Source organism: Streptomyces flavusporus (assembly GCF_046267975.1).
In the GTDB taxonomy this organism is placed as follows: Bacteria; Actinomycetota; Actinomycetes; order Streptomycetales; family Streptomycetaceae; genus Streptomyces; species Streptomyces flavusporus.
The window spans coordinates 4378006-4401525 of sequence record NZ_CP176503.1 but is presented as its reverse complement, the minus strand read 5'-3'; the positions used below and the strand labels follow the sequence as shown (position 1 = coordinate 4401525).

At 71.7% G+C, this 23520-nt stretch carries 21 protein-coding genes and 1 pseudogene; 11 read left to right on the top strand and 11 right to left on the bottom strand.

Features of this window, described 5'->3' with window-relative positions:
- The first annotated feature begins 163 nt into the window (after positions 1–163).
- Positions 164–2203, top strand: a complete 2040-nt coding sequence (gene ftsH, locus ACKTSN_RS20890) for an ATP-dependent zinc metalloprotease FtsH (RefSeq protein ID WP_409470503.1) — start codon at positions 164–166, stop codon at positions 2201–2203.
- A gap of 140 nt (positions 2204–2343) precedes the next feature.
- A complete protein-coding gene (gene folE / locus ACKTSN_RS20885; RefSeq protein WP_224735564.1) occupies positions 2344–2949 on the top strand; it encodes a GTP cyclohydrolase I FolE in 606 nt (201 codons plus the stop codon).
- A gap of 111 nt (positions 2950–3060) precedes the next feature.
- Here the strand turns inward: folE and ACKTSN_RS20880 are convergent, their stop codons facing one another.
- The 6 genes and pseudogenes from ACKTSN_RS20880 to ACKTSN_RS20855 all read right to left on the bottom strand — a co-directional run.
- The gene (locus ACKTSN_RS20880; RefSeq protein WP_409470502.1) at positions 3061–3549 is read right to left on the bottom strand and encodes a DUF3180 domain-containing protein; all 489 of its coding nucleotides are present in this window, start codon (positions 3547–3549) and stop codon (positions 3061–3063) included.
- Positions 3550–3644: 95 nt separating this feature from the next.
- Entirely contained in the window at positions 3645–4256 is a 612-nt protein-coding gene (folK, locus tag ACKTSN_RS20875) for a 2-amino-4-hydroxy-6-hydroxymethyldihydropteridine diphosphokinase (protein ID WP_409470501.1), read from the bottom strand.
- Positions 4253–4612, bottom strand: a complete 360-nt coding sequence (folB, locus tag ACKTSN_RS20870) for a dihydroneopterin aldolase (RefSeq protein WP_409470500.1) — start codon at positions 4610–4612, stop codon at positions 4253–4255. The genes folK and folB overlap by 4 nt, the downstream gene beginning before the upstream one ends.
- A gap of 260 nt (positions 4613–4872) precedes the next feature.
- Positions 4873–5376, bottom strand: a complete 504-nt coding sequence (locus ACKTSN_RS20865; RefSeq protein WP_409470499.1) for a nuclear transport factor 2 family protein — start codon at positions 5374–5376, stop codon at positions 4873–4875.
- The gene (gene folP / locus ACKTSN_RS20860) at positions 5373–6233 is read right to left on the bottom strand and encodes a dihydropteroate synthase (protein WP_409470498.1); all 861 of its coding nucleotides are present in this window, start codon (positions 6231–6233) and stop codon (positions 5373–5375) included. Before folP ends, ACKTSN_RS20865 begins: the two co-directional genes overlap by 4 nt.
- A gap of 238 nt (positions 6234–6471) precedes the next feature.
- Positions 6472–7635: pseudogene (locus ACKTSN_RS20855) on the bottom strand (phosphatidylglycerol lysyltransferase domain-containing protein); the annotation flags it as partial.
- A gap of 277 nt (positions 7636–7912) precedes the next feature.
- Here ACKTSN_RS20855 and ACKTSN_RS20850 point away from each other — a divergent pair.
- Positions 7913–9163 carry a hypothetical protein gene (locus ACKTSN_RS20850; RefSeq protein WP_409470497.1) on the top strand — a complete coding sequence of 417 codons (1251 nt, stop codon included), beginning with the start codon at positions 7913–7915 and terminating at the stop codon, positions 9161–9163.
- 69 nt (positions 9164–9232) lie between these two features.
- Here the strand turns inward: ACKTSN_RS20850 and ACKTSN_RS20845 are convergent, their stop codons facing one another.
- Together ACKTSN_RS20845 and ACKTSN_RS20840 are read right to left on the bottom strand one after the other, a co-directional pair.
- Positions 9233–10567, bottom strand: a complete 1335-nt coding sequence (locus ACKTSN_RS20845; RefSeq protein ID WP_409470496.1) for a PH domain-containing protein — start codon at positions 10565–10567, stop codon at positions 9233–9235.
- Positions 10564–11067, bottom strand: coding sequence for a PH domain-containing protein (locus ACKTSN_RS20840; protein ID WP_409470495.1), 504 nt, complete (start codon positions 11065–11067; stop codon positions 10564–10566). Before ACKTSN_RS20840 ends, ACKTSN_RS20845 begins: the two co-directional genes overlap by 4 nt.
- A 31-nt stretch (positions 11068–11098) precedes the next feature.
- Between ACKTSN_RS20840 and ACKTSN_RS20835 the strand changes: the two genes are divergently transcribed.
- Complete coding sequence (locus tag ACKTSN_RS20835) at positions 11099–12250, top strand: NADH-quinone oxidoreductase subunit D (RefSeq protein WP_409470494.1); 1152 nt, start codon at positions 11099–11101, stop codon at positions 12248–12250.
- A gap of 12 nt (positions 12251–12262) precedes the next feature.
- Here the strand turns inward: ACKTSN_RS20835 and ACKTSN_RS20830 are convergent, their stop codons facing one another.
- A complete protein-coding gene (locus ACKTSN_RS20830) occupies positions 12263–13213 on the bottom strand; it encodes an SAM-dependent methyltransferase (protein WP_409474881.1) in 951 nt (316 codons plus the stop codon).
- A 160-nt stretch (positions 13214–13373) separates the two neighbouring features.
- Here ACKTSN_RS20830 and ACKTSN_RS20825 point away from each other — a divergent pair, with 160 nt between their 5' ends.
- The 3 genes from ACKTSN_RS20825 (at position 13374) to ACKTSN_RS20815 (ending at position 15991) form a co-directional block, all read left to right on the top strand.
- A complete protein-coding gene (locus tag ACKTSN_RS20825) occupies positions 13374–14576 on the top strand; it encodes a DUF7134 domain-containing protein (RefSeq protein ID WP_409470493.1) in 1203 nt (400 codons plus the stop codon).
- A gap of 78 nt (positions 14577–14654) precedes the next feature.
- Positions 14655–15326, top strand: coding sequence for a response regulator (locus tag ACKTSN_RS20820; protein WP_385513217.1), 672 nt, complete (start codon positions 14655–14657; stop codon positions 15324–15326).
- A 32-nt stretch (positions 15327–15358) separates the two neighbouring features.
- Positions 15359–15991, top strand: coding sequence for an AAA family ATPase (locus ACKTSN_RS20815; protein WP_409470492.1), 633 nt, complete (start codon positions 15359–15361; stop codon positions 15989–15991).
- Between the two features lie 3 nt (positions 15992–15994).
- Here ACKTSN_RS20815 and ACKTSN_RS20810 read toward each other — a convergent pair whose 3' ends face one another.
- Both ACKTSN_RS20810 and ACKTSN_RS20805 read right to left on the bottom strand, forming a co-directional pair.
- Positions 15995–17101 carry a DUF5937 family protein gene (locus ACKTSN_RS20810; protein ID WP_409470491.1) on the bottom strand — a complete coding sequence of 369 codons (1107 nt, stop codon included), beginning with the start codon at positions 17099–17101 and terminating at the stop codon, positions 15995–15997.
- Between the two features lie 367 nt (positions 17102–17468).
- A complete protein-coding gene (locus tag ACKTSN_RS20805; RefSeq protein WP_409470490.1) occupies positions 17469–18659 on the bottom strand; it encodes a threonine aldolase family protein in 1191 nt (396 codons plus the stop codon).
- 195 nt (positions 18660–18854) lie between these two features.
- On the opposite strand from ACKTSN_RS20805, the gene ACKTSN_RS20800 reads away from it, so the two are divergent.
- The 4 genes from ACKTSN_RS20800 to nadC are packed head-to-tail and all read left to right on the top strand — an operon-like array spanning position 18855 to position 23510.
- Complete coding sequence (locus tag ACKTSN_RS20800) at positions 18855–19787, top strand: Rossmann-like and DUF2520 domain-containing protein (protein ID WP_409470489.1); 933 nt, start codon at positions 18855–18857, stop codon at positions 19785–19787.
- Positions 19784–20797 (top strand): pantoate--beta-alanine ligase, encoded by a 1014-nt coding sequence (panC, locus tag ACKTSN_RS20795; RefSeq protein ID WP_409470488.1) that lies wholly within the window; start codon positions 19784–19786, stop codon positions 20795–20797. Before ACKTSN_RS20800 ends, panC begins: the two co-directional genes overlap by 4 nt.
- Positions 20794–22524: an L-aspartate oxidase gene (locus tag ACKTSN_RS20790; protein WP_409470487.1), complete on the top strand. Its 1731-nt coding sequence runs from the start codon at positions 20794–20796 to the stop codon at positions 22522–22524. The genes panC and ACKTSN_RS20790 overlap by 4 nt, the downstream gene beginning before the upstream one ends.
- Before the next feature lie 5 nt (positions 22525–22529).
- Complete coding sequence (gene nadC / locus ACKTSN_RS20785) at positions 22530–23510, top strand: carboxylating nicotinate-nucleotide diphosphorylase (protein ID WP_409470486.1); 981 nt, start codon at positions 22530–22532, stop codon at positions 23508–23510.
- The last annotated feature ends 10 nt before the right edge of the window (positions 23511–23520 follow it).

Genomic DNA, 23520 nt, shown 5'->3' with positions numbered 1-23520 from the left:
AGGATGATCGGGAACCCCGGCGGGCCTCGCGCCGTTGGAGCATGCAGACGGGAACGCCAGCCGTCCTGTGCGGCTTCGCGCAACAATGCTGGGGTACCGTCAGAAGAACTGTCTTATCAAACTCACTGTGGCAGGAGGGACGGGGCGGCACCGCTCCGTATGGATGGACGTGAAGCGATACTTCCGTGGGCCGGTCATGTGGATCGTGCTGGCCGTCCTTGCCGTGGTCGTGTTGATGCAGGTCGTCGGCTCGTCCGGCGGCTACAAGACGGTGGACACCGGCCAGGTCGTCCAGGCGATCAACAACAACAGGGTCGAAGCGGCCAAGCTGACCACCGGCGACGAGCAGACCATCAAGGTCACGCTCAAGGACGGCGAAAAGGTCGAGGGCAGCTCGAAGATCCAGGCGAGCTACATCGGCGACCAGGGCGTGGACATCGCCAACACGCTGCAGAACAAGTACCAGCAGAAGCAGATCCCGGACGGCTACACGGTCTCGCCGTCCAAGCAGAACCCGTTGGTCGGGATTCTGCTCTCCCTGCTCCCCTTCGTCCTCATCGTGGTCGTCTTCCTGTTCCTGATGAACCAGATGCAGGGCGGCGGCTCCCGAGTGATGAACTTCGGGAAGTCCAAGGCCAAGCTCATCACCAAGGACACTCCGAAGACGACATTCTCGGACGTCGCGGGTGCTGACGAGGCCGTCGAGGAACTCCAGGAGATCAAGGAGTTCCTGCAGGAGCCGGCCAAGTTCCAGGCCGTCGGCGCCAAGATCCCCAAGGGCGTGCTCCTCTACGGCCCGCCCGGCACCGGCAAGACGCTGCTCGCGCGCGCCGTCGCGGGCGAGGCCGGCGTCCCCTTCTACTCGATCTCCGGTTCCGACTTCGTCGAGATGTTCGTCGGCGTCGGTGCCTCCCGGGTCCGTGACCTGTTCGAGCAGGCCAAGGCGAACGCCCCCGCGATCGTCTTCGTCGACGAGATCGACGCGGTCGGCCGCCACCGCGGCGCCGGCCTCGGCGGCGGTCACGACGAGCGCGAGCAGACCCTGAACCAGTTGCTCGTCGAGATGGACGGCTTCGACGTGAAGGGCGGCGTCATCCTGATCGCCGCCACCAACCGGCCCGACATCCTCGACCCGGCGCTGCTGCGCCCCGGCCGCTTCGACCGGCAGATCGCGGTCGACCGTCCGGACATGCAGGGCCGCCTGGAGATCCTCAAGGTCCACCAGAAGGGCAAGCCGGTCGCACCCGACGTCGACCTGTCGGCCGTCGCCCGGCGCACCCCCGGCATGACCGGTGCCGACCTGGCGAACGTGCTGAACGAGGCCGCGCTGCTGACGGCCCGCAGCGACCAGAAGCTGGTCGACAACAAGATGCTCGACGAGGCCATCGACCGCGTCGTGGCGGGCCCGCAGAAGCGGACCCGGATCATGTCGGACAAGGAGAAGAAGATCACCGCGTACCACGAGGGCGGTCACGCCCTGGTCGCGGCGGCCTCCCCGAACTCCGACCCGGTCCACAAGATCACGATCCTGTCCCGCGGCCGCGCCCTCGGCTACACGATGGTGCTGCCCGACGAGGACAAGTACTCGACCACGCGCAACGAGATGCTCGACCAGCTGGCCTACATGCTGGGCGGCCGCGCGGCCGAGGAACTGGTCTTCCACGACCCGACCACCGGTGCTTCGAACGACATCGAGAAGGCCACCAACCTGGCCCGCGCGATGGTCACGCAGTACGGCATGACCGAGCGTCTGGGCGCGATCAAGTTCGGCGGCGACAACAGCGAGCCGTTCCTCGGGCGTGAGATGGCTCACCAGCGCGACTACTCGGAAGAGGTCGCCGCGCTGGTCGACGAAGAGGTCAAGAAGCTCATCGAGACCGCGCACAACGAGGCTTGGGAGATCCTGGTCGAGAACCGCGACGTCCTCGACAACCTCGTCCTGGCCCTCCTCGAGAAGGAGACCCTGGGCAAGGAGGAGATCGCCGAGATCTTCGCCCCGATCGTCAAGCGGCCGCCGCGCCCCGCGTGGACCGGTTCCTCCCGCCGGACGCCCTCCACCCGTCCGCCGGTGCTCTCCCCGAAGGAGCTCGCACTGACGAACGGCGCCAACGGAGCGACGGCGGCGATCACCGCGAAGACCACGGCGGCGGAGCCCGCCCCGGCGGCCGAGCCGGCCGCCTCGGAGGACCGCCCCGAAGTCTGAGCCCGGACCGCCCCGGCGGTCCCACAGGCCCGGAATGGATGCCGCGTTCCCCAGGTTCTAGCCTGGGGGCGCGGCATCGTCGTATGCCCGCAGAGAGGACGCGTGTCCCCACACGTGACAGCACAGGAACGAGGCACCACATGACCGACCCCGTGACGCTGGACGGCGAGGGCATCATCGGCGAGTTCGACGAGAAGCGCGCCGAGAACGCCATACGCGAACTCCTGATCGCGGTCGGCGAGGACCCGGACCGTGAGGGGCTCAGGGAGACCCCTGGGCGGGTGGCGCGGGCGTACAAGGAGATATTCGCGGGGCTGTGGCAGAAGCCCGAGGACGTGCTGACGACGACGTTCGACATCGGGCACGACGAGATGGTCCTCGTGAAGGACATCGAGGTGTACTCGACCTGTGAGCACCATCTGGTGCCGTTCCGGGGCGTCGCCCACGTCGGATACATTCCGGCCACCAGTGGCAAGATCACCGGACTGTCCAAGCTGGCTCGTCTCGTGGACGTCTACGCCCGTCGGCCGCAGGTGCAGGAACGACTGACCACGCAGATCGCGGACTCCCTGATGGAGATCCTGGAGCCGCGCGGGGTGATCGTCGTCGTGGAGTGCGAGCACATGTGCATGTCGATGCGGGGCATCCGCAAGCCCGGCGCGATGACCATCACGTCCGCGGTGCGGGGTCAGCTGCGGGACGCCGCGACGCGGAACGAGGCCATGAGCCTCATCATGGCCCGCTGACGGTTCCGCACGCCGTGCGGGGCGCGGGGCTGTATCGATGTGCGGCTCCGCCGTGGGCGCCACCAGCCCCCACCGGCCCGCAGCTTCAGCACCGCGCTTCCAGCGGGGCGCTCAGGCCGCCGGTGCCGCTCCCGTGTTGTCGTGGTCGTCGTCCTCCGGGAGCTTGCAGACGCGCTCCAGGAAGATGGCGGCCGCTATGACACCGATGCCAGCCAGCACCGAGAAGCTGGCGTAGAAGGCCTGGTCGCGGCGGGCGGGGATGTCGAGGGACTCCAGCAGGAAGGCACCGGTGCCGCCGTACATCCCGGCGACGAGGGCGGCGACCAGGGCGCTGGCCTGGCCGAAGACGACCGCGCGGGCCGCCATCAGGGGGTCGACGCCCTTGGCGCCGGGGCGGCGTTCGCGCTGGGCCTTCAGACGGGCGCGCAGTGAGAGCGCCGTGGCGAGCAGGATCGCCGCGATCACCGCCAGGACGACGGGGGCGGCCAGAGGGACGCTGGGGAGCGTCCCGATCGAGTTCCACAGGCGGGCGCCCGCCCAGGACAGCACCCCCGCGACGACGAACACGCCGATCAGCACCCTGATGCGCAGCTCTCTCACGGTGTCCCTTCAGCTCCCCGGACCGTGGTCTGTGGTGACCCGGCCGGTCAGGTCGTCCCTGTGTCGTCGCGACGTGGTCGCCTTGACCTTAACGACTACTCGGGCAGCCGGAGTTCCAGGTCCGCACGGGGTGTCACGCCGTCGCGGGTGACCGTGCCGAGGAGGTCGGCGACGGCGCCGCGGCCGGGGAGCTGGGCATCGGGGTCGAGGTCGTGCCAGGGGGCGAGGACGAAGGCGCGTTCGTGGGCGCGCGGGTGGGGGAGGGTGAGGTGCGGGTCGTCGGAGACGATCTCCGCGTACGAGACGATGTCGACGTCGAGGGTGCGCGGGCCCCAGTGCTCGTCCCGGACCCGGTGGAAGGCCTCCTCGACCGCGTGTGCCCGCTCCAGGAGGGAGGACGGAGGCAGGGTGGTCTTCAGGACCACGACCGCGTTGAAGTACGAGGGCTGGCTGCCCGGCTCGACGCCCCACGGCTCGGTCTCGTAGACGGGGGAGACCGCCTTGACGCGCACGCCCGGTGTGTCCTCGAGGGCGTCGATGGCGCCCTGGAGGGTCTCCAGGCGGTTGCCGAGGTTGGAGCCGATGGAGATCACGGCCCATTTGGGGTTGTGCAGGGTCGTGTCGGCGGCGTCGACCTTCTCGACGACGGAGGCGGGTACCGGCTGTACGGTCGGGTCGCTGTGACCCTCGGTGAACGAGGCAGTCATACTCGGCTCCGGGTGATGGTGACGGTCACGTCGTCGAAGGGGACGGTGATCGGCGCGTCCGGCTTGTGGACGCAGACCTCGATCTCCTGGACCCCTTCGTGCTTCAGACAGGTCTGGGCGATGCGCTCGGCGAGCGTCTCGATGAGGTTCACGGGCTCCCCCTCGACGACGGCCACGACCTCCTCCGCCACGATGCCGTAATGCACGGTCTTCGCCAGGTCGTCGTCGACGGCGGCCGACCGGGTGTCCAGGCCCAGGACGAGGTCCACGATGAAGGTCTGGCCCTCCTCGCGCTCCTTGGGGAACACACCGTGGTGCCCGCGGGCCTTCAGGCCGCGCAGCGCGACACGATCCACGCGAATCACTCCTGCAATCGTCGGTTGCGGCCGGTTCGTACCGGGTGCGGGCGGCACACCGGCCTGAACCGAATCTACCTGCGGGCACTGACAGCTCCGGGCCACGGAGGCGTGGGCCCGGGGCGGGGCCTGGAGGTTTCATCGAGTGTTTTCCCTGGGGAACCCGGCAGCTCATGGGGTGGTAGCCGCGCATACCCCGAAGTAGGTGATTCCAACCACTCCTTGGTCCCTTCGGGCCCTTGTAGGGGGCGCCTACCCACTCAGGCGGGTGAGTCGTCGTCCTCGGCCTCGTCGGTTTCGGCCAGAACGGGGGAGGCGTGGTGCGACCAGAGCTTCCAGCCGGCGGGTGTGCGGCGGAACACGTTCGTCGCGACCACCAGCTGGCCGACGAGCGGGCCGGGTCCGTCGCCGTCCTCGGGGGCGGGGCCGCCGCTGAGGATGTTCTCGGTGCAGGTGACCAGGGCGGTGTCGCCGGTGACGGAGACGTGGACGTCGGTGAGGAAGAACTGGATGTAGTCGGTGTTCGTCATGATCAGCGCATACGACCTGAGGACCTCGCCGCGGCCGGTGAGCACGGGCCAGCCGGGGTGCACACAGGAGACCACGCCGGTGTCCGCGGGGTCGTGGTAGGTCTCGTCGACGCCCAGGTCGGACGGGGTGAGCCAGAGCGAGGACACCTCTTCGAAGTCGCCCCGCTCCAGTGCCTCGTAGAAGGCCGTGTTGGCGAGTTCGACCTGTTCGACGTCGGTGTGGGGGGCGCTCACCGGGCTCCTTCCACGGCGCGCGCGACCTGTACCGCGTCGGCCGTTGCCCGCACCTCGTGCACCCGCACCGCCCAGGCGCCGGCGTGCGCCGCCAGCGCGGAGACAGCGGCCGTTGCGGCATCGCGCTCCCGGGCCGGCGGCGGGGCGCCCTCGGGACCGGCGAGGACACGGCCGAGAAACCGCTTGCGGGAGGCGGCGACCAGCAGCGGGTGGCCGAGGGCGCGCAGGCGGTCCAGGTGGGCGAGCAGAGTGAGGTCGTGCTCGGCCTCCTTGGAGAAGCCGAGGCCGGGGTCGACGACGATGCGGTCGGGTGCGACACCGCCCTCCAGGACAGCCTCCACGCGCGCGTGCAGCTCGTCGACGACTTCGGTGACGACGTCGTCGTACACGCCCTTGACGTTGCCGCCCTCCAGGAAGCCGCGCCAGTGCATGACGACGAAGGGGGCGCCGGTCTCCGCGACGACACGGATCATCGCGGGGTCGGCGAGGCCGCCGCTGACGTCGTTGACGAGGGCGGCGCCGGCGGCGAGGGCCTGTTCGGCTACGGAGGCGCGCATGGTGTCGACGGAGACGACGACACCTTCGGAGGCCAGGCCGCGGACGACCGGGATGACCCGCCGCAGTTCCTCGGCCTCGTCGACGCGGGTGGCGCCGGGGCGGGTGGACTCGCCGCCGACGTCCACCAGGTCGGCGCCCTCGGTGACGAGGTCGAGGCCGTGCTTCACGGCCGCGGTGGTGTCGAACCAGCGGCCGCCGTCGGAGAAGGAATCGGGGGTCACGTTCACGACTCCCATGACCGCGCAGCGGTCCCATTCCGGAAGGCCCGCGATACGCCCGCGTCCGCTCTGCTTGCTCATACGTTCAGCGTAGGCCCACGGTGGGCGGGGTCTCTCCACGTGGGCGTGCGGCCCGGCGGTCCCGGCGTCGTGCGGCCCGAGCGGAAGCCCCTGGGTGCTGGAGGGGGTGGGGCTCCGCTCGGGCCTGTCCCGGTCAGGCCGCGCGCATGTCCCGCTCCGTGACGGCGTACGCGCAGGGGCGCGGGGCGGAGAGGCGGATGCGCGTCAGGTACCCCGAGGCCTCGCCGAGGTCGCCGAGGTCGCCGAGGTCATGGACGCGTCGGCCCCGGGTTTCGTAACCGGCACGCTCGACGCGCTTGGCCAGCCGGCGCACGCTGCGCATCGCGCGGCCGGCGAGGGAGAAATCCGCGACGTCCACCACCGCCTCGTCGCCCGGCTCGAGGGCGTCCAGGCCGGTCTCGCGGGTCCACACCTCGCGGCCGGTCTCGGAGCAGCCCATGACGGCCGGGGTCCAGGAGTGCGCCCGGGCCTCGTCCATGAAGCGTTCGATGGCGCCCGGCCAGGCCTCGACGTCGCCGATGGGGTCGCCGTCGGCGAGCATCACCCCGGACACCACGCGGTAGGTCACCGCCGCCTTTCCGCTGGGCGAGAAGACGACGGACTCGCCCCGGCGCAGCGCGAAGCGGCCGAGGGAGTCGCGGCCGCCGTGCCGGTCCAGCAGGGCGCGCAGCCGGGCCTCGTCGTCCGGTGTGAGCCGGGCGGCCGGGTGTGCCGGGTGTTCGGGGCGCAGGGCGAGACAGATCGTGGTGACGGCGGTGAGCAGGCCGAGCGCTCCGAGACAGACGGCGACGGTCCAGGACGTGTCGCTCTGGTACCGGACCGGGCCCTCGAAGCCGAACAGGCCGTACAGGACATGGGTGATGCGGTCCGCCAGGGACGGGTCGCCGATCATCGTGCGGGAATGCGTGCTGACGACGACCAGCCCGAGGGCGAGTGAACCGGCGCCCATGAGCACTAAGTTGGCAAGGGCCCGCCACCGGCTGCGCGGGTCGGGCAGGGCCGCGAACTGCTCGCGGTGGCGCAGCAACGGCGCGAGCAGCGCGAGGGAGACGAGCACGCCGACAACGGAGTGCCGGTACGTGAACTGCGCGGCCGCCCCGGTCGGCAGCAGCGCGACGGCCGCGCGCCACGCCCGGCGTTTGCCCCGCTTGAGACCGTGGGCGAGCAGCAGCAACAGCACGCCCGTGCTGAGCGAGAGCGCCGCCGCGAACGGGCCGAGAGCGCCGGGCAGCACCTCGGCGAGGGCGTGCACACGGCTGTGCCGGAAGCGCGGAAAGACGCTCGCGGCGATGTCCAGGAGGCCCACAAGGGCACACGCCCTGGCGACGAGGACGGGAACGGCCTCCGGGCGCGGAACCCGGAACAGTCGCCGCACCCTTGTCCCTTCTTCCTTGACAGGCATCGCATCCCGTAGTTCTGGTCGTAGGTCTGCTCGTTGTTCTGCGAGAGACCGTGAAACCGGTGCCGATTCGGGCATCCGGCGACATTGCGCCCTCTAGGACGGTGGGATTCGGGGTCAGGTTCACTCCCGTTCGCCGAAGCCCTTTCACAGTCCAAGGGAGGGAATCCCGGTGAACTTCCGCAGGCCCGACGGCGCATGTGCTGTGAATGCATCGGAGTGGCTGTGTTTTTACCGCCCGGGCCACCATGATTCGCCTACGCGCGGTAAGTTTCTGGCCATGCCACGTGGACGTCATCGCCATTCACCGCCCTTGCACAGGCTGCTGCCTCCGTCGGCGATCGCAGGCGTCTCCCTCGTCTGCGCCCTCGGCCCCTGGGTGTTCACGGAGCCGACGGTGCTCCGTGGGCTGGCGGCGGCCGCCGCGGTGACGGCTGTCGCCGGTGCCGTCGTCCTGCGCCGCTGGGACACTCAGGCGGGCAAGCAGGTCGCCGACCTCACGCGCGCGCGTGCGAGCGACGAGTGGCGGCACGAGGAGCGCGTCGCCGAACTGGAGACCGACCTGGAGGAGTCGCGCGAACTGCGCGTCAAACTCGAGCAGCGACTGCGGGCGAAGCGCGCCGAACTGGCGGGCCTGCGCAACGAGCACGCGGCACTGCTGCGCCGGTACGCCACCGCGGAGACCGAGCGTGCCAGCGCCCTGGAGGGCCGCCGCCTGCTGGAGATAGAGACCGCGACTCCCGCGCGTGCGCTGCCGCCCGTACCGACGACGGAGGAGACCGAGGCCGTGGCAGCCCCGGCCGACCCCGACGAAGTCACCGCGGCCGACGAGACCGACACGACCGAAGAGACCGACGAACAGAAGGCGGCGCCTTCCGGGCTGTTCTCCCCGGAGGGCTCCCGGCTGTTCCTGCGGGCGCGGGCGGCGCTGATCCGGTTCGACGCCGACACGGAGGCGTCTTCCAAGGAGCACGCCGACCAGGAGGCGTCCCCCCAGCAGTCGGTGGCTGCCGACGCCGAGCGGGTCACCGGTGCGGAGGCCGCGCAGGAGGACGAAGCGCGGGGGAAGTCCGAGGCGGCCGACGGGCACGAGCGCGCGGCCGCCACCTCCACGGCCGACACGGCCCCCTCGGATGACAACGCTGCCGCGGCCCCCGCGGAATCCGTCCCGGCCACGGCCAGGCCTGCCGCGCCCGTGCAGCAGCCCTCCGGTCACTTCACCGTGCCGACCGCGGTGGCCGTCGTACCGGCCTCCGCTCCGGTGCGCCGTCCGACGGCCGAGGGCGGGTTCGACTTCTTCGGCACAAAGGCGAACACGTCCGCGGCGCTGGAGGCCGTGCAGAACGAGGACCTCGCCGATGTGGTCGGCCAGGAGGCGCTCGATCTGCACAAGGCGGAGGCCGAGGCCGAGTTCAAGCCGGCGAGCGAGGAGTCGCGCGGCATCGGCCAGGTGATCGACCTGACGGCGCACGACGAGACCGAGCAGATCGACGTGCAGGAACTGCGCGGACTGCGCAGCGCCGTCTCCTGAAACAGCCGCCCCGAGCAGGGGGTTGCCTGAACGCCGTGCCCGGTGCCGCCAAGCCGGGCACGGCGTTCTTCACGCCATCCACCGGTCCGGCCGGGCCCCCTTGCGCCCCGTCCGTGACCGCTCCGCCTGTGCCCGCAGCAGCTCCGCGGCTTCCCCAGCGTCCCGCAGCCGCGCCGTGACGGTCTTGTTGGCTCCGGTGTCCACGTGCACGTCCGCAAGGCGCCACAGCCGCATCCAGGGCCCTTGAGTGAGCCGTACGCTCTGGACCTTCGCATGCGGTACGAGCGCCAGGCTGCGCCGCAGGAGTCCGTGCCGGGCCGCGAACACCGCGTCGGTGACGGTGAAGCCGTAGCCCCGCCACCACAGCGGCACGCATCGCCCGGCGCGCCGCGGCGGCCGCGACAGCGACGACACGGGCGGAACCGTCACCCCGGGCAGCACGCGCGCGATGACCGACTCGGCCACCTCGCGCGGGGCGACCGGCAGCAGCACGGAGTTCGACGAGCCGGCCACGTCCAGCTCCACCCGTACCCAGCCGCACCTCCGCCACAGCAGCGGCTCCACGATCCGCACGGTCTGCACCCGACCCGGCGGCACCGTCTCGTGGGCGCGGTCGAGGAGGCCGCGGTCGATCCGCAGCCCGTCCGGGGACTCGGCCACCGTCCAGTCGTACTCGGTGACGAAGCGGCCCACGCTGCTTGCGCCCGCCGCACCGATCAGCGGCACCGCGGTCGCGAGGACCGTCCACAGGTTGTGGGTGAAGAACCACAGGACGGACGGCACGACGAGCGCGGCGATCAGGGTGCCCCAGGTCGCGCCGGTCAGCACGAGGGAGACGGCGAGGACACCCGGGGGCACGTTCAGCAGCTGCCGGGCCGGAGCCTCGCCGACCTCGTGCGCGGTCTCGGGCGCGAAACCGGCCGCGCGCGCGAGCAGTTCGGCCCGCAGCGCGCGGGCCTCTCCCTCGCCGAGGAAGGCGAGTTCGTCCTTCTTGTCGGTCCCTATGACGTCGAGTTTGAGTTTCGCGACACCCGCCACGCGAGCGAGGAGCGGCCGGGTGACGTCGACGGCCTGGATCCTTTCGAGGCGAATGTGCGCGGTGCGCCGGAACAACAGACCCGTACGGATGCGCAGTTCGCTCTCCGTCACCGCGAAGTGCGTGAACCACCAGGTGAGAAAGCCGTACAGCGCGGCGGCCGGTATGAGCACGGCGAGGGCGATCAGCAGCGTGGTCGTGGTCAGCCGCGCCAACTGGCGCTGTGTGCCGTCCAGGTCGTGCAGGGCCCACCCGAGGAGCACGGCGACCGGCGCCCACGCCCGCCGCAGCGGCGTGACGGGGTGCAGCCGCCGCTCGGTCACGACCTTGTCGCGGCGTACGTCGTCGTCGGTGCCCGGTGTCGTCACAGCCCCGCCGATCTGGCCTCGCCGAGCTCGGTCAGCCGGTCCCGCAGCCGCTCCGCCTCGGCCGGGTCCAGGCCCGGAACGGTGGCGTCCGTCGCGGCGGCCGCCGTGTGCAGCTGCACGCTGGCCAGCCCGAAGTGCCGCTCGACGGGCCCGGACGTGACCTCGACCAGCTGCATGCGCCCGTACGGCACGACGGTCACCGTGTGCCACAGCACGCCCCGGCTGATCAGCAGGTCGTCGGCGCGCTCGGCGTACCGCCAGGAGCGCCAGTTGCGGCCGACGAGGTCCCAGCCCCACGCCATCAGCGCCAGCGGCAGCAGCGCGAACACGGCCCAGGCGGGACCGGCCAGCAGGCCCGGCAGCAACCCGGCGGCGAGGGCGAGCAGTCCCAGCCACACCACCAGCAGCATCCGTCGCATGCGTAGCAGGCGGGGCGGCAGCCCGGTCCACACCGGCTCCGCCTCCGCTGTCGTGCCGCCCGCTGGGCTCCCCGTCTCCATACGGCCAGCGTACGTAGGAGAGACTGGGTCCATGACTCCTACGACGGAGACCATGGTCGGAATCGGCGGCGCCGCGGAGAGCACCGACATGGTGCTGAACATCGGCCCCCAGCACCCGTCCACGCACGGCGTGCTGCGGTTGCGGCTTCTCCTGGACGGCGAGCGCATCACGCGCGCGGAGCCGGTGATCGGCTACATGCACCGTGGCGCGGAGAAGCTCTTCGAGGCGCGCGACTACCGCCAGATCATCATGCTCGCCAACCGCCACGACTGGCTGTCGGCCTTCTCCAACGAGCTGGGCGTGGTCCTCGGTGTGGAGCGCATGCTCGGCATGGAGGTCCCCGAGCGTGCCGTGTGGACGCGCACCCTGCTCGCGGAGCTGAACCGGGTGCTGAACCACCTGATGTTCCTCGGCTCGTACCCGCTGGAGCTCGGCGGCATCACGCCGGTCTTCTATGCGTTCCGGGAGCGCGAGGTCCTGCAGAACGTCATGGAGGAGGTCTCCGGCGGGCGGATGCACTACATGTTCAACCGCGTCGGCGGCCTCAAGGAGGACCTGCCGGCCGGCTGGACGGCACGCGCGCGTGCCGCGGTCGCCGGCGTGCGCTCCCGCATGGACCGGTTCAACGACCTGGTGCTCGGCAACGAGATCTTCCGGGGGCGCACGCGGGGCGTGGGCACGCTGGCGCCGGAGGCCGTGCACGCCTACGGGGTCAGCGGGCCGATCGCGCGCGCGTCGGGCGTCGACTTCGACCTGCGCCGCGACGAGCCGTATCTCGCCTACGGGGAGCTGCAGGACACCCTCAAGGTGGTCACCCGGCAGGAGGGCGACTGCCTCGCCCGCTTCGAGTGCCTCCTGGAGCAGACCCACAACGCCCTCGACCTCGCCGACGCCTGCCTCGACAGGATCGCGGAGCTGGCGCCGGGGCCGATCAACCAGCGGCTCCCCAAGGTCCTGAAGGCACCCGAGGGGCACACGTACGCCTGGACCGAGAATCCCCTCGGCATCAACGGCTACTACCTCGTCAGCAAGGGCGACAAGACGCCGTACCGGCTCAAGCTGCGCTCGGCCTCGTACAACAACATCCAGGTGCTCACCGTGCTGCTGCCGGGCACGCTGGTGGCGGACATGGTGGCGATTCTGGGGTCGATGTTCTTCGTGGTGGGGGACATCGACAAGTAGCCGGTACGGGCCTCAGGCGAGTACGTCCGGAATTCCAACCGGCTGCACCAGCCAGCCGAAGTCGCCCAGTCCGCTCGCTGCGGTGAGCTCGGCGGCTTCCCCGGCGCTCGCGAGGGCGCGCACGTATGCCGAGGGATTGGTGGTGGCGAGCGCGAGCGGGGGGCGTGCGCCTGCGATGCCCAGGGTGCGCAACGCATCACGCTGTGCCAGCACGCGCCCGCCGGGGAGCGTGCACGCGTCCAGCGCGACGTGCGCGGTGATGTCGCACGACCCGTCCGGCACGGGCGCCGTCTCGCGCCCCTCGCGGAAGCCGGTGAGCGTCCCGAAGAGCGGCCGTGCGCCGGCCGTGTGCGCGTAGTCGACGGCGACGGCGAGCCCCTGCTCGACGCGGGAGACGACCGACGCCCACGTCGTGTCCCTGGGCAGACCGATCTCGGCCCGCAGCCCCTCCTCGGCGGGCAGCGGCCACCACCGAGCGAGCCACTCGGCCTCCGCACCGGACACCGGCTCCCCGAGCCGCTCGGTCCCGTCCTCCCGTACGAGCACTACCCTCGGTACGCCCGCGGAGTCCACCTCGGCGACCTCCACGGGCACGTTGTCCAGCCACTCGTTGGCGAACAGCAGCCCGGTGACGCTCTTCGGGGGCTCGGCCAGCCACTCGATGCGGTGATCGAGCCCCGCCGGGCGGCCGGCGATCTCGACGGCGTACGCGCGCGTGCGGGCGGCCACATCGGCGGGCAGCGCGGTGAGCACACCGGAGACCAGCTCACCCCGCCCGGCGGCCATGTCGACGAAGTCGAGACCGGACGGGCGGCCCAGCGCCTCGTCGACTCGGCACAGCAGCCCCGCCACGGCCTCGGCGAACAGCGGCGACGCGTGCACGGACGTACGGAAGTGCCCGGCGGGCCCCTCGGGCCTGCGGTAGAAGCCGCCCGGACCGTACAGCGCCGCCTCCGCAGCCATCCGCCACCCTCGCCACCGGCCGTCCGCCGTTTCCTTGGTCACATCGCCAGGCTAGGCGCACAAGGGAACGGGGCCTCCACCTTGCGGAGTACACGTATCCCTTGCGGATCGGCCCTCCGGTTGACTCCTGCACGCATCATGCTTCCCTACTCTGGGTTACGTGCAGCGCCTCTACGACTTCCTCCGCAGGCACCCGACACGGGTCGACGGCTTCTGGGCCCTCGTTCTGTTCGGGATCTCGGTGGTGGGGGGTACGGTCCAGCAGGAGAACACCGGGACCGACCTGCCGTGGCTCGTCGTCCCGGTCACGCTGCTGCTGTGCCTGGTGGTCGCGCTGCGCCGCCGCATGCCGGAGAAGATGCTGGTGCTGGCGGCCGTCGTGGGCGTGGCGCAGCTGGTGCTGGACGTGGCGATCACGCCCGCCGACTTCGCCCTGCTGCTGATCGTGTACACCGTCGCCGCGGTCGGGGCCCGCTGGGCCTCCCGGTTCGCGCTGATCGGTGGGCTGTGCGCGGCGCCGCTGGCGCAGATCCGCTGGCCGGAGTACGAGTCGAGCGCCGCGGGGAACATCGCGGTCGCGGTCTTCCAGACGGTGCCGTTCGCCCTCGCCTGGGTGCTCGGCGACTCCATCCGCACCCGCCGCGCCTACTTCGCGCAGCTGGAGGAGCGCGCCGCCCGCCTCGAGAAGGAGCGCGAGGCGCAGGCCAAGGTCGCGGTCGCCGCGGAACGCGCCCGTATCGCGCGTGAGCTGCACGACGTCGTCGCGCACAACGTGTCGGTGATGGTGGTGCAGGCCGACGGCGCCGCCTACGTCCTCGACGCCGCGCCGGACCAGGCGAAGAAGGCCCTGGAGACCATCTCCTCCACCGGCCGCCAGGCCCTCGCCGAGATGCGCCGCCTGCTCGGCGTGCTGCGCACCGGCGAGCACCAGGAGAGCGGCGAGTACGTCCCGCAGCCCGACGTCGAGCAGATCGAGGACCTGGTCGAGCAGTGCCGCGGCGCGGGCCTGCCGGTCGACTTCAGGATCGAGGGCACTCCGCGCCCGCTGCCCAGCGGCGTCGAGCTCACCGCGTACCGCATCGTGCAGGAGGCGCTCACCAACACCCGCAAGCACGGCGGGCCGAACGCGGGCGCGAGCGTGCGGCTGGTCTACTTCGACGACGGCCTCGGACTGCTCGTCGAGGACGACGGCAAGGGCGCTCCCCACGAGCTGTACGAGGAGGGCGGCGCCGACGGCCGGGGCCACGGCCTGATCGGCATGCGCGAGCGGGTCGGCATGGTGGGCGGCACCCTGGACGCGGGCCCGCGCCCCGGTGGAGGATTCCGCATCAGTGCCCTGCTGCCGCTCAAACCAGCGCATTGACCGCCGACGCACGCCCCCTGTTGACACCTGTAACAACCCTCTGCAACGACCTTCTGAACGGACATGGAAGAGGCCCCGATGACGATCCGCGTGATGCTCGTCGACGACCAGGTGCTGCTGCGCACCGGGTTCCGGATGGTGCTCGCCGCACAGCCGGACATGGAGGTCGTGGCGGAGGCGGGCGACGGTGTCGAGGCTCTGCAGGTGCTGCGCTCGACCGAGGTCGACGTGGTGCTCATGGACGTACGCATGCCGAAGCTCGACGGTGTGGAAGCCACCCGGCGCATCTGCGCGGACACCGACCCGCCGAAGGTGCTGATCCTGACCACGTTCGATCTCGACGAGTACGCCTTCTCCGCGCTGAAGGCGGGCGCTTCCGGGTTCATGCTCAAGGACGTGCCGCCCGGCGAACTCCTCGCCGCGATCCGCTCCGTGCACAGCGGCGACGCCGTCGTGGCCCCGTCGACGACCCGGCGGCTGCTCGACCGGTTCGCGCCGATGCTGCCCAGCACCGGCAAGGAGCCCCGGCACAAGGAGCTGGAGCGGCTCACCGAGCGTGAGCGCGAGGTCATGGTGCTGGTCGCCCAGGGGCTGTCCAACGGGGAGATCGCGGGCCGGCTGGTGCTGTCGGAGGCGACGGTCAAGACCCACGTGGGCCGCATCCTGACCAAGCTCGGGCTGCGGGACCGGGTGCAGGTGGTGGTCCTGGCGTACGAGACGGGGCTCGTACGGGCCGGCGGACACGGCTGACCGGAGCCCGCGCCCGTCGGTAGGGTCTGCGCATGCTCCTGTGGATCAACGGCCCCTTCGGGGGCGGCAAGACACAGACCGCACACGAGATACAGCGCCGCCTGCCCGGCAGCGTCATCTGCGACCCCGAGCACCCCGGCTTCGGCCTGCGCCGCATGCTGCCGCCCGGACTGCGGGGAAACTTCCAGGACCTGGCGTCCTGGCGGCAGGGCGTCGTCGAGGTCCTCGACCTCGCCCTCACCAAGCACGACGGCGTGGTGATCGCGCCGATGACGGTCACCGACTCCGGCTACTTCCAGGAGACCGTCGGACGGCTCCGCGAACTGGGCCATGATGTAAGGCACTTCACGCTCCTCGCCGAACGCGAGACCGTCCTGAAACGGCTGCGCGAGCGCGGTCTCGGACACCTCCTTCAGTTCGTCGCCGGAAAGAACGCCGGCCTGCGCGGGGAGAGCTGGGCCGTGCAGCAGCTCGACCACTGTCTGGAGCGGCTGCGCGAGCCGGAGTTTGCCGAGCACCTGTGGACGGACCACTCGACCGTGCCGAAGACGGCGGACCGGATCGCCGTGCTGGCCGGGCTGACTCTCAGGCCCAACAACGAGGGCGCGCTGCGGACGCGGCTGAGGCAGGCGCGGGTCGGGATCAGGCACATCCGGTTCGACTGACGGTCACCTCAGGAGCGCTTCGAGGAAGTCGCTGCCGAGCCGCGCCACCGCGGTGACGTCCAGTTGGTGCAGGACGTACCGACCGCGGCGGCGGGTGGTGATCAGGCCCGCCTTCTTGAGGACGCTCAGGTGCCGGGATATCTCGGGCGCGGTCATGCCGTGGATCTGTACGAGTTCGCTCGTGGTGTACGTGCTGCGGGCGAGGTTGCGGCAGAGCTGCATCCGCACCGGGTGGGACAGGGCGGTCATCCTCATGGTCAGCTGGTCGACCGAAGGCGGCGCGGTGAGCCCGGGGGAGCCGACCGGGTAGTGCAGTACCGGCTGCCAGCCGTGCCGGTGCAGCACCATCAGATGCGGCCAGCCCAGGCTCGTCGGCACGAGCAGCAGGCTACTGTCCCTGATGACGCTGTGGCCCTGGCGCAGCTTGTCGATCGTGATCCTTCCGGCGGCCTCGTCGAGCACCACCGCGGGGGACACCAAGGTCAGCGCCTCGGCCAGCCCCTTGTGTCGCAGAAGGTCGGTCTTGTGGCGGGTGTCCGCCGCGAGTTGGTGGCGCAGCCGGGACCAGGTGTCCGCGAAGAACGCCTCGTCGCAGTCCTCCAGGAACTGCCGCAGCCAGGCGCGGATCCGCGGCGGGTCGGCCAGCAGCCGCTCGGTGAACCGCATCTGCTGCGGACCGCGTGCGGCAGCCAGCCCCAGAGCCCGGCCGCGCAGCGCCGGGTCGGTCAGCGCTTTCCCGCCCTGGACGTCGTACGGCAGCGCGCAGGTGAATTCCAGCGCCGCGTCCACGAACTGCTCGTCCGTGAGCTTGTCCAGCAGATCGAGGTCCTCGGCGAGAGTGGCACCCGGGACCGCGCTGGTGCCCGGGAGGCCGGCGAACGGCATGAAGAGGTCCGAGAACGTCGTCCGCCAAAGAAAGTCCGCCTCGCACATCCGGTCGGCCAGATGCGAGTCGAGCCGGGCGGTCACGCCGGTCACCCAGCCCTGCAGGCCGGGATGGTGCCCCGGCTCGGACAGCGCGTGCAGCGCCATGCCGAGCTCGGCGAGGGGCGAGGGCAGCACGGCGACCCTCTCCGGTCGCAGCCCCGCGATGTCGATGCTCACGCTCATGTCGCCATGGTGCACGCCGCCACTGACAACGCCGTCCTCGATTGACGGCGGCCGTCAATCGGCGCGACACCGGTGGCGCGGACGGCGCAGCCTGGGAGGACCACCGGGGCAGCCGCGGAGCCCGATCCACCGTTTCTCCACGTCCCGAGAAGGCGAACCGCCATGGGCATCACACAGCAGTACCTCCTCGACACCTACCGCGCCCAGCAGCTCGGCCGGCCAGGCCCGCCCGCGCCCGGCGCCCACGACTGGCAGGTCGTGCGGGGGTGGCGCGACCACCGGCAGTTCCGCGCGATGATCGCCGAGCGTCCGGCCCACGGACGGCTACGACGGGCGCTGGGCCGGTGGTCGCGTGTGGGTCGGCGGGCTACGGGCTGGCCCCCTGCGGCAGCCGGGAGGCGAAGTCCGCGACCGCGGCTTTCACATCGTCCGTCGTCCACTCCAGGCCCGCGGCCCGGACTTCGATCTCCGTCACGGCGAGGCCTGGGCCTGAGGCGTCCCAGGGGCGGGCGAAGAGCAGGGTCTTCGTCTCCTCGGCGTGCCGGACCGCGGCCTCGGCGACGACATCGACGTCGTACGGGAGCCAGACCTGGAACTCGTTGGTGTGCGGTTCCTCGGGGTGGACGCGCACCCAGGGCACCCCAGCCGCCGCGAAGCCCTCGCGCAGCGCGGCGGCCACCACGCGCGCGTGCCGCACGTAGTCGGGCAGCCGGGGAAGCTCACGATCCAGCCCGGCGAGCGCCGACAGCACGGTCGGGAACTGCTGGAAAACCTGCCCGCCGTACCGGTGCCGCCAGGCCTTCGCCTCCTCCATCAGGGACTTCGGGCCGGCGAGGGCCGCGCCGCCGAAGCCGTCGAGTGATTTGTAGAACGAGACGTACACGCTGTCCGCCAGGCCCGCGATCTCGTCCAGTGAGCGGCCGAAGTGGACGGTCGTCTCCCACAGGCGCGCGCCGTCGAAGTGCACCACCGCATCGCGCTCGCGCGCGGCCTCCACCACCTCGGTGAGGTCCTCCCAGGAGGGCAGCACGAAACCGGCGTCCCGGAGCGGGAGTTCCAGCATCAGCGTCCCGAAGGGCTCGTCGAGGTCGCGGATCTCGGCTGCGGTGGGCAGCCGGGGCGCACTGCTCAGGCGGACCGGGCGCAGGCCACTGACCTGCGTCAACGCATGGCGCTCATGCACTTCGGGGTGGGCGAGCGGGTGCAGGGCGACGCTCGGGTTGCCGGTGCGGCCGGCCCAGCAGCGCAGGGCCACCTGCTGGGCCATCGTGCCCGTCGGAAAGAACGCGGCCCCCTCCGTGCCGAGCAGTCCGGCGACCTTCCCCTCGAGGGCTTCCACGATGCCGTTGCCGTACATGTCCACGGTCTCGTCGAGGTCGTACAGGTCCTCGGCTCTCTCCAGGAGTGCAAGGCGCTCCCGGAGTGTGCCGAGCACGCTGGTGCGCGCGAGGACGCGCTGCGCGCCCCGGTGCGCGACTTTGCGCCGCTCATAGCGTCGCTTGCGCTGTTCCTCGACCGACACCGGTTCCTGCGCGCCCTGCTCCGCCGTATCCGTCATGCCACGGATCATGCCGCGCGACGATTCGGCCGGGCACCCGCTTTTCGGACCCGGCCGCACCGATTTCGGACCCAGCCTTGCCGAGTCGCGGCCCACAGCCTGTGGACAACCGAACGCCCCTCGAACCAATCGCGTTAACATGACGAGAAATCGTCCGGTACCCCGAGCGGACTGGAACGGGAAGGCCGCCGTCGCGTGAGTACAAGCCAACAGCCAGACCCCAAGGACCGCCCCGCGCGGCTCACCGTCGGCGTCGTCGGCGCCGGTCGCGTGGGCCCCGCGCTCGCTGCGTCACTCCAGCTCGCCGGGCACCGCCCGGTGGCCGTCTCCGGGGTCTCCGACGCCTCCAGAAGGCGGGCCGCGCTGCTGCTGCCCGACGTGCCCGTCGTCGCGCCCGCCGAGGTGCTCCAGCGCGCCGAGCTGGTGCTGCTGACCGTCCCGGACGACGCCCTGCCCGGCCTCGTGGAGGGTCTCGCCACCACCGGCGCCGTACGGCCGGGACAGCTGCTCGTGCACACCTCCGGGCGGTACGGCGCGAACGTCCTGGAGCCCGCCCTGCGGGCCGGAGCGCTGCCGCTGGCCCTGCACCCCGCGATGACGTTCACCGGGACCCCGGTGGACGTCCAGCGCCTCGCAGGGTGCTCCTTCGGCGTCACCGCCCCCGACGAGCTGCGGCTCGCGGCCGAGGCGCTCGTCATCGAGATGGGCGGCGAGCCCGAGTGGATCGCCGAGGAGAACCGGCCGCTGTACCACGCGGCGCTCGCGCTGGGCGCCAACCACCTGGTGACGCTGGTCGCCCAGTCCATGGAGCTGCTGCGCACGGCCGGCGTCGACGCCCCCGACCGGATGCTCGGCCCGCTGCTCGGCGCCGCCCTCGACAACACGCTGCGCTCCGGCGACGCCGCGCTGACCGGCCCCGTCGCGCGCGGGGACGCCGGCACGGTCGCGGCGCACGTCACGCAGCTGCGCCGGCACGCCCCGCAGGCCGTCGCCGGCTATCTGGCGATGGCGCGCGCGACCGCCGACCGGGCGCTCGCCCACGGGCTGCTGAAGCCGGAACTCGCCGAGGACCTGCTCGGGGTACTCGCCGCGGACACGAACCTGCCCGAGAACGGGGGAGATCGATGAGCCGCCGGAGCTTCGAGCTCGTCCCCACGGTGGACGACCTGACGTACGTCCGCGAACACTTCGCCGTGCCCGGCCGCACCGCCGTGGTGATGACGATGGGTGCCCTGCACGACGGCCACGCCACCCTCGTCCGCACGGCACGCGAGCACGTCGGGCGGGACGGCTTCGTCGTCGTCACCGTCTTCGTCAACCCCCTGCAGTTCGGCAAGGGCGAGGACCTCGACCGCTATCCGCGCACCCTGGAGGCCGACCTCAAGGTCGCCGAGCAGGCGGGCGCGGACGTCGTGTTCGCCCCCGCCGTCGAAGAGGTGTACCCCGGCGGCGAGCCCCAGGTCCGGATCAGCGCGGGCCCCATGGGGGAGCGCCTGGAGGGTGCCTCCCGCCCCGGCCACTTCGACGGCATGCTCACCGTCGTCGCCAAACTGCTCCACCTCACCCGCCCCGACGCCGCCTTCTTCGGGCAGAAGGACGCCCAGCAGCTCGCCCTGATCCGCCGCATGGTGCGGGACCTGAACTTCGGTGTCGAGATCGTCGGCGTACCGACCGTGCGGGAGGACGACGGCCTGGCCCTGTCCAGCCGCAACCGCTACCTCTCGCCCCAGGAACGGCGCACGGCGCTCGCGCTGTCCCGCGCCCTGTTCGCGGGCCGGGACCGGCACGCGGCGCAGGAGGCGCTGCGCGCGCGGGCGCGGGAAGTGCCCTCCACGCGCGCGCGTGCCGAGGCCCTCAGCGCCATAGGCGAGTCCCGCGCGGCGGCCGACGCGCACGCCGTCGCCAAGGCGGTCCCCGGCGGCCCGTCCGCCGTGCGCGCCGCGGCCCGCCTGGTCCTCGACGAGGCCGCCCGCCTCGACCCGCCGCTCGTCCTGGACTACCTGGCCCTGGTCGACCCGTCCGACTTCACCGAGATCGGGGACGACTTCACCGGCGAGGCCGTTCTCGCGGTGGCCGCCAAGGTCGGCAGGACCCGGCTGATCGACAACATCCCCCTCACCTTCGGAGCCGCCTCGTGACGAGCACAGGCATACGACTGCACGCCCCCGCCCCGGGCTGGTCCATCTCCGCGGACGTCGTGGTCGTCGGCTCCGGCGTCGCCGGCCTCACCGCCGCCCTGCGCTGCGAGGCGGCCGGCATGACGACGGTCGTCGTCACCAAGGCCCGCCTCGACGACGGCTCCACCCGCTGGGCCCAGGGCGGCATCGCCGCGGCCCTCGGCGAGGGCGACAGCCCCGACCAGCACCTGGACGACACCCTGGTGGCGGGCGCGGGCCTGTGCGACGTGGGGGCGGTTCGGATCCTCGTCACCGAGGGCCCCGACGCCGTCCGCCGCCTCATCGAGACCGGCGCGCACTTCGACGAGTCCACCGAAGGCGAGCTGGAGCTCACGCGGGAGGGCGGCCACCATCGCCGCCGCATCGCACACGCCGGCGGCGACGCGACCGGCGCGGAGATCTCCCGTGCCCTCGTCGAGGCGGTACGCGCGCGTGGCCTGCGCACGATTGAGAACGCCCTGGTCCTCGACCTCCTCACGGACGCCGACGGCCGCACGGCCGGCGTCACCCTGCACGTCATGGGCGAGGGCCAGCACGACGGCGTGGGCGCGGTGCACGCCCCCGCGGTGATCCTCGCGACCGGAGGCATGGGCCAGGTCTTCTCGGCCACCACCAACCCGTCCGTCTCGACGGGCGACGGCGTGGCCCTGGCACTGCGCGCGGGCGCGGAGGTCTCCGACCTCGAGTTCGTCCAGTTCCACCCCACCGTGCTGTTCCTCGGCCCGGACGCCGAGGGCCAGCAGCCGCTGGTCTCCGAGGCGGTACGCGGCGAGGGCGCCCACCTGGTGGACGCCGACGGCGTGCGCTTCATGGCCGGCCGGCACGAACTCGCGGAACTGGCCCCCCGGGACATCGTCGCCAAGGCCATCATGCGCCGCATGCAGGAGCAGGACGCCGAGCACATGTTCCTCGACGCCCGGCACTTCGGCGCCGACATGTGGGAGCACCGCTTCCCCACGATCCTCGCCGCCTGCCGCGCCCACGGCATCGACCCGGTCCACGAGCCGATCCCGATCGCCCCGGCCGCCCACTACGCCTCCGGGGGCGTACGCACCGACTCCCACGGCCGTACGACCGTCCCCGGCCTGTACGCGTGCGGCGAGGTCGCCTGCACAGGCGTGCACGGCGCGAACCGCCTCGCCTCGAACAGCCTCCTCGAAGGCCTGGTCTATGCCGAGCGCATCGTCCACGACATCGCGGTGACCCACCGGCACAACGGCCTCCACGCGCGCGTGCCCGTCCCCGTCCCGCAGCCGGAGAAGCCGGCCCACCCCCTGCTCGCGCCCGAGGACCGCTTCACTATTCAGCGGATCATGACCGAGGGCGCGGGCGTCCTGCGCTCCGCCGACTCCCTCACCAAGGCCGCCGAACAGCTCCAGCACCTGCACGCCGAGGCCCGCGACGCCCTCGAGGAGAACGGCAAGACGGCCGAGCCCGGCGTCGACACCTGGGAGTCCACCAACCTCCTGTGTGTGGCCCGCGTCCTGGTCGCCGCCGCCCGGCTGCGCGAGGAGACCCGCGGCTGCCACTGGCGCGAGGACCACGCCGAGCGCGACGACACGGCATGGCGCCGCCACATCGTCGTACGGCTGAATCCGGACCGCACACTCGCCGTACACACCACCGATACCGCAGACTTCCCCCCGACCCGGCCGCACCATCCGGCGCACCGTCCCCAGGAGCAGTGACAGCAGTGAGCACCCCCGACCTTCCCCTCGCCCCGTCCGACGGCTGCGGCGACGGCTGTGCCTGCGGCGCGGACACCGACGACGAGGCATACCTGGAGTGCGGCCTGGACCCCGCCCTCGCCCAGCTCCTGGCCGACGCCGGACTCGACCCCGTGGAGGTCGAGGACATCGCCAACGTCGCCATCCAGGAGGACCTCGCGGGCGGCGTGGACGTGACGACGGTCGCGACGATCCCCGAGGACGCGGTGGCCACCGCCGACTTCGTCGCGCGCGAGGCGGGCGTGGTGGCGGGCCTGCGGGTCGCCGAGGCGGTCGTGTCGATCGTCTGCGAGGACGAGTTCGAGGTCGAACGCCACGTCGAGGACGGCGACCGCGTGGTGGCGGGCCAGAAGCTCCTGTCGATCACCACCCGCACCCGCGACCTGCTCACCGCCGAACGCAGCGCGCTCAACCTCCTGTGCCGCCTCTCGGGCATCGCGACGGCCACGCGCGCGTGGGCGGACGTTCTTCAGGGCACCAAGGCGAAGGTCCGGGACACCCGCAAGACGACCCCCGGTCTGCGCTCACTCGAAAAGTTCGCGGTCCGTTGCGGCGGCGGCGTGAACCACCGCATGTCGCTCTCGGACGCGGCCCTGGTCAAGGACAACCACGTGGTCGCCGCGGGCGGCGTGGCGGCGGCCTTCAAGGCCGTACGGGAGGCCTTCCCGGACGTACCGATCGAGGTCGAGGTCGACACCCTGCACCAGCTGCGCGAGGTGGTCGACGCGGGCGCCGACCTGATCCTGCTGGACAACTTCACCCCGGGCGAGTGCGAGGAGGCGGTGGCCCTCGTACACGGCCGCGCGGCCCTGGAGGCATCCGGCCGGCTGACCTTGGACAACGCCAGGGCGTACGCCGACACCGGCGTCGACTACCTGGCCGTAGGAGCCCTGACGCACTCCTCCCCGATCCTGGACATCGGCCTGGATCTGCGAGCGGCGGAGTAGGGAGCGGGAA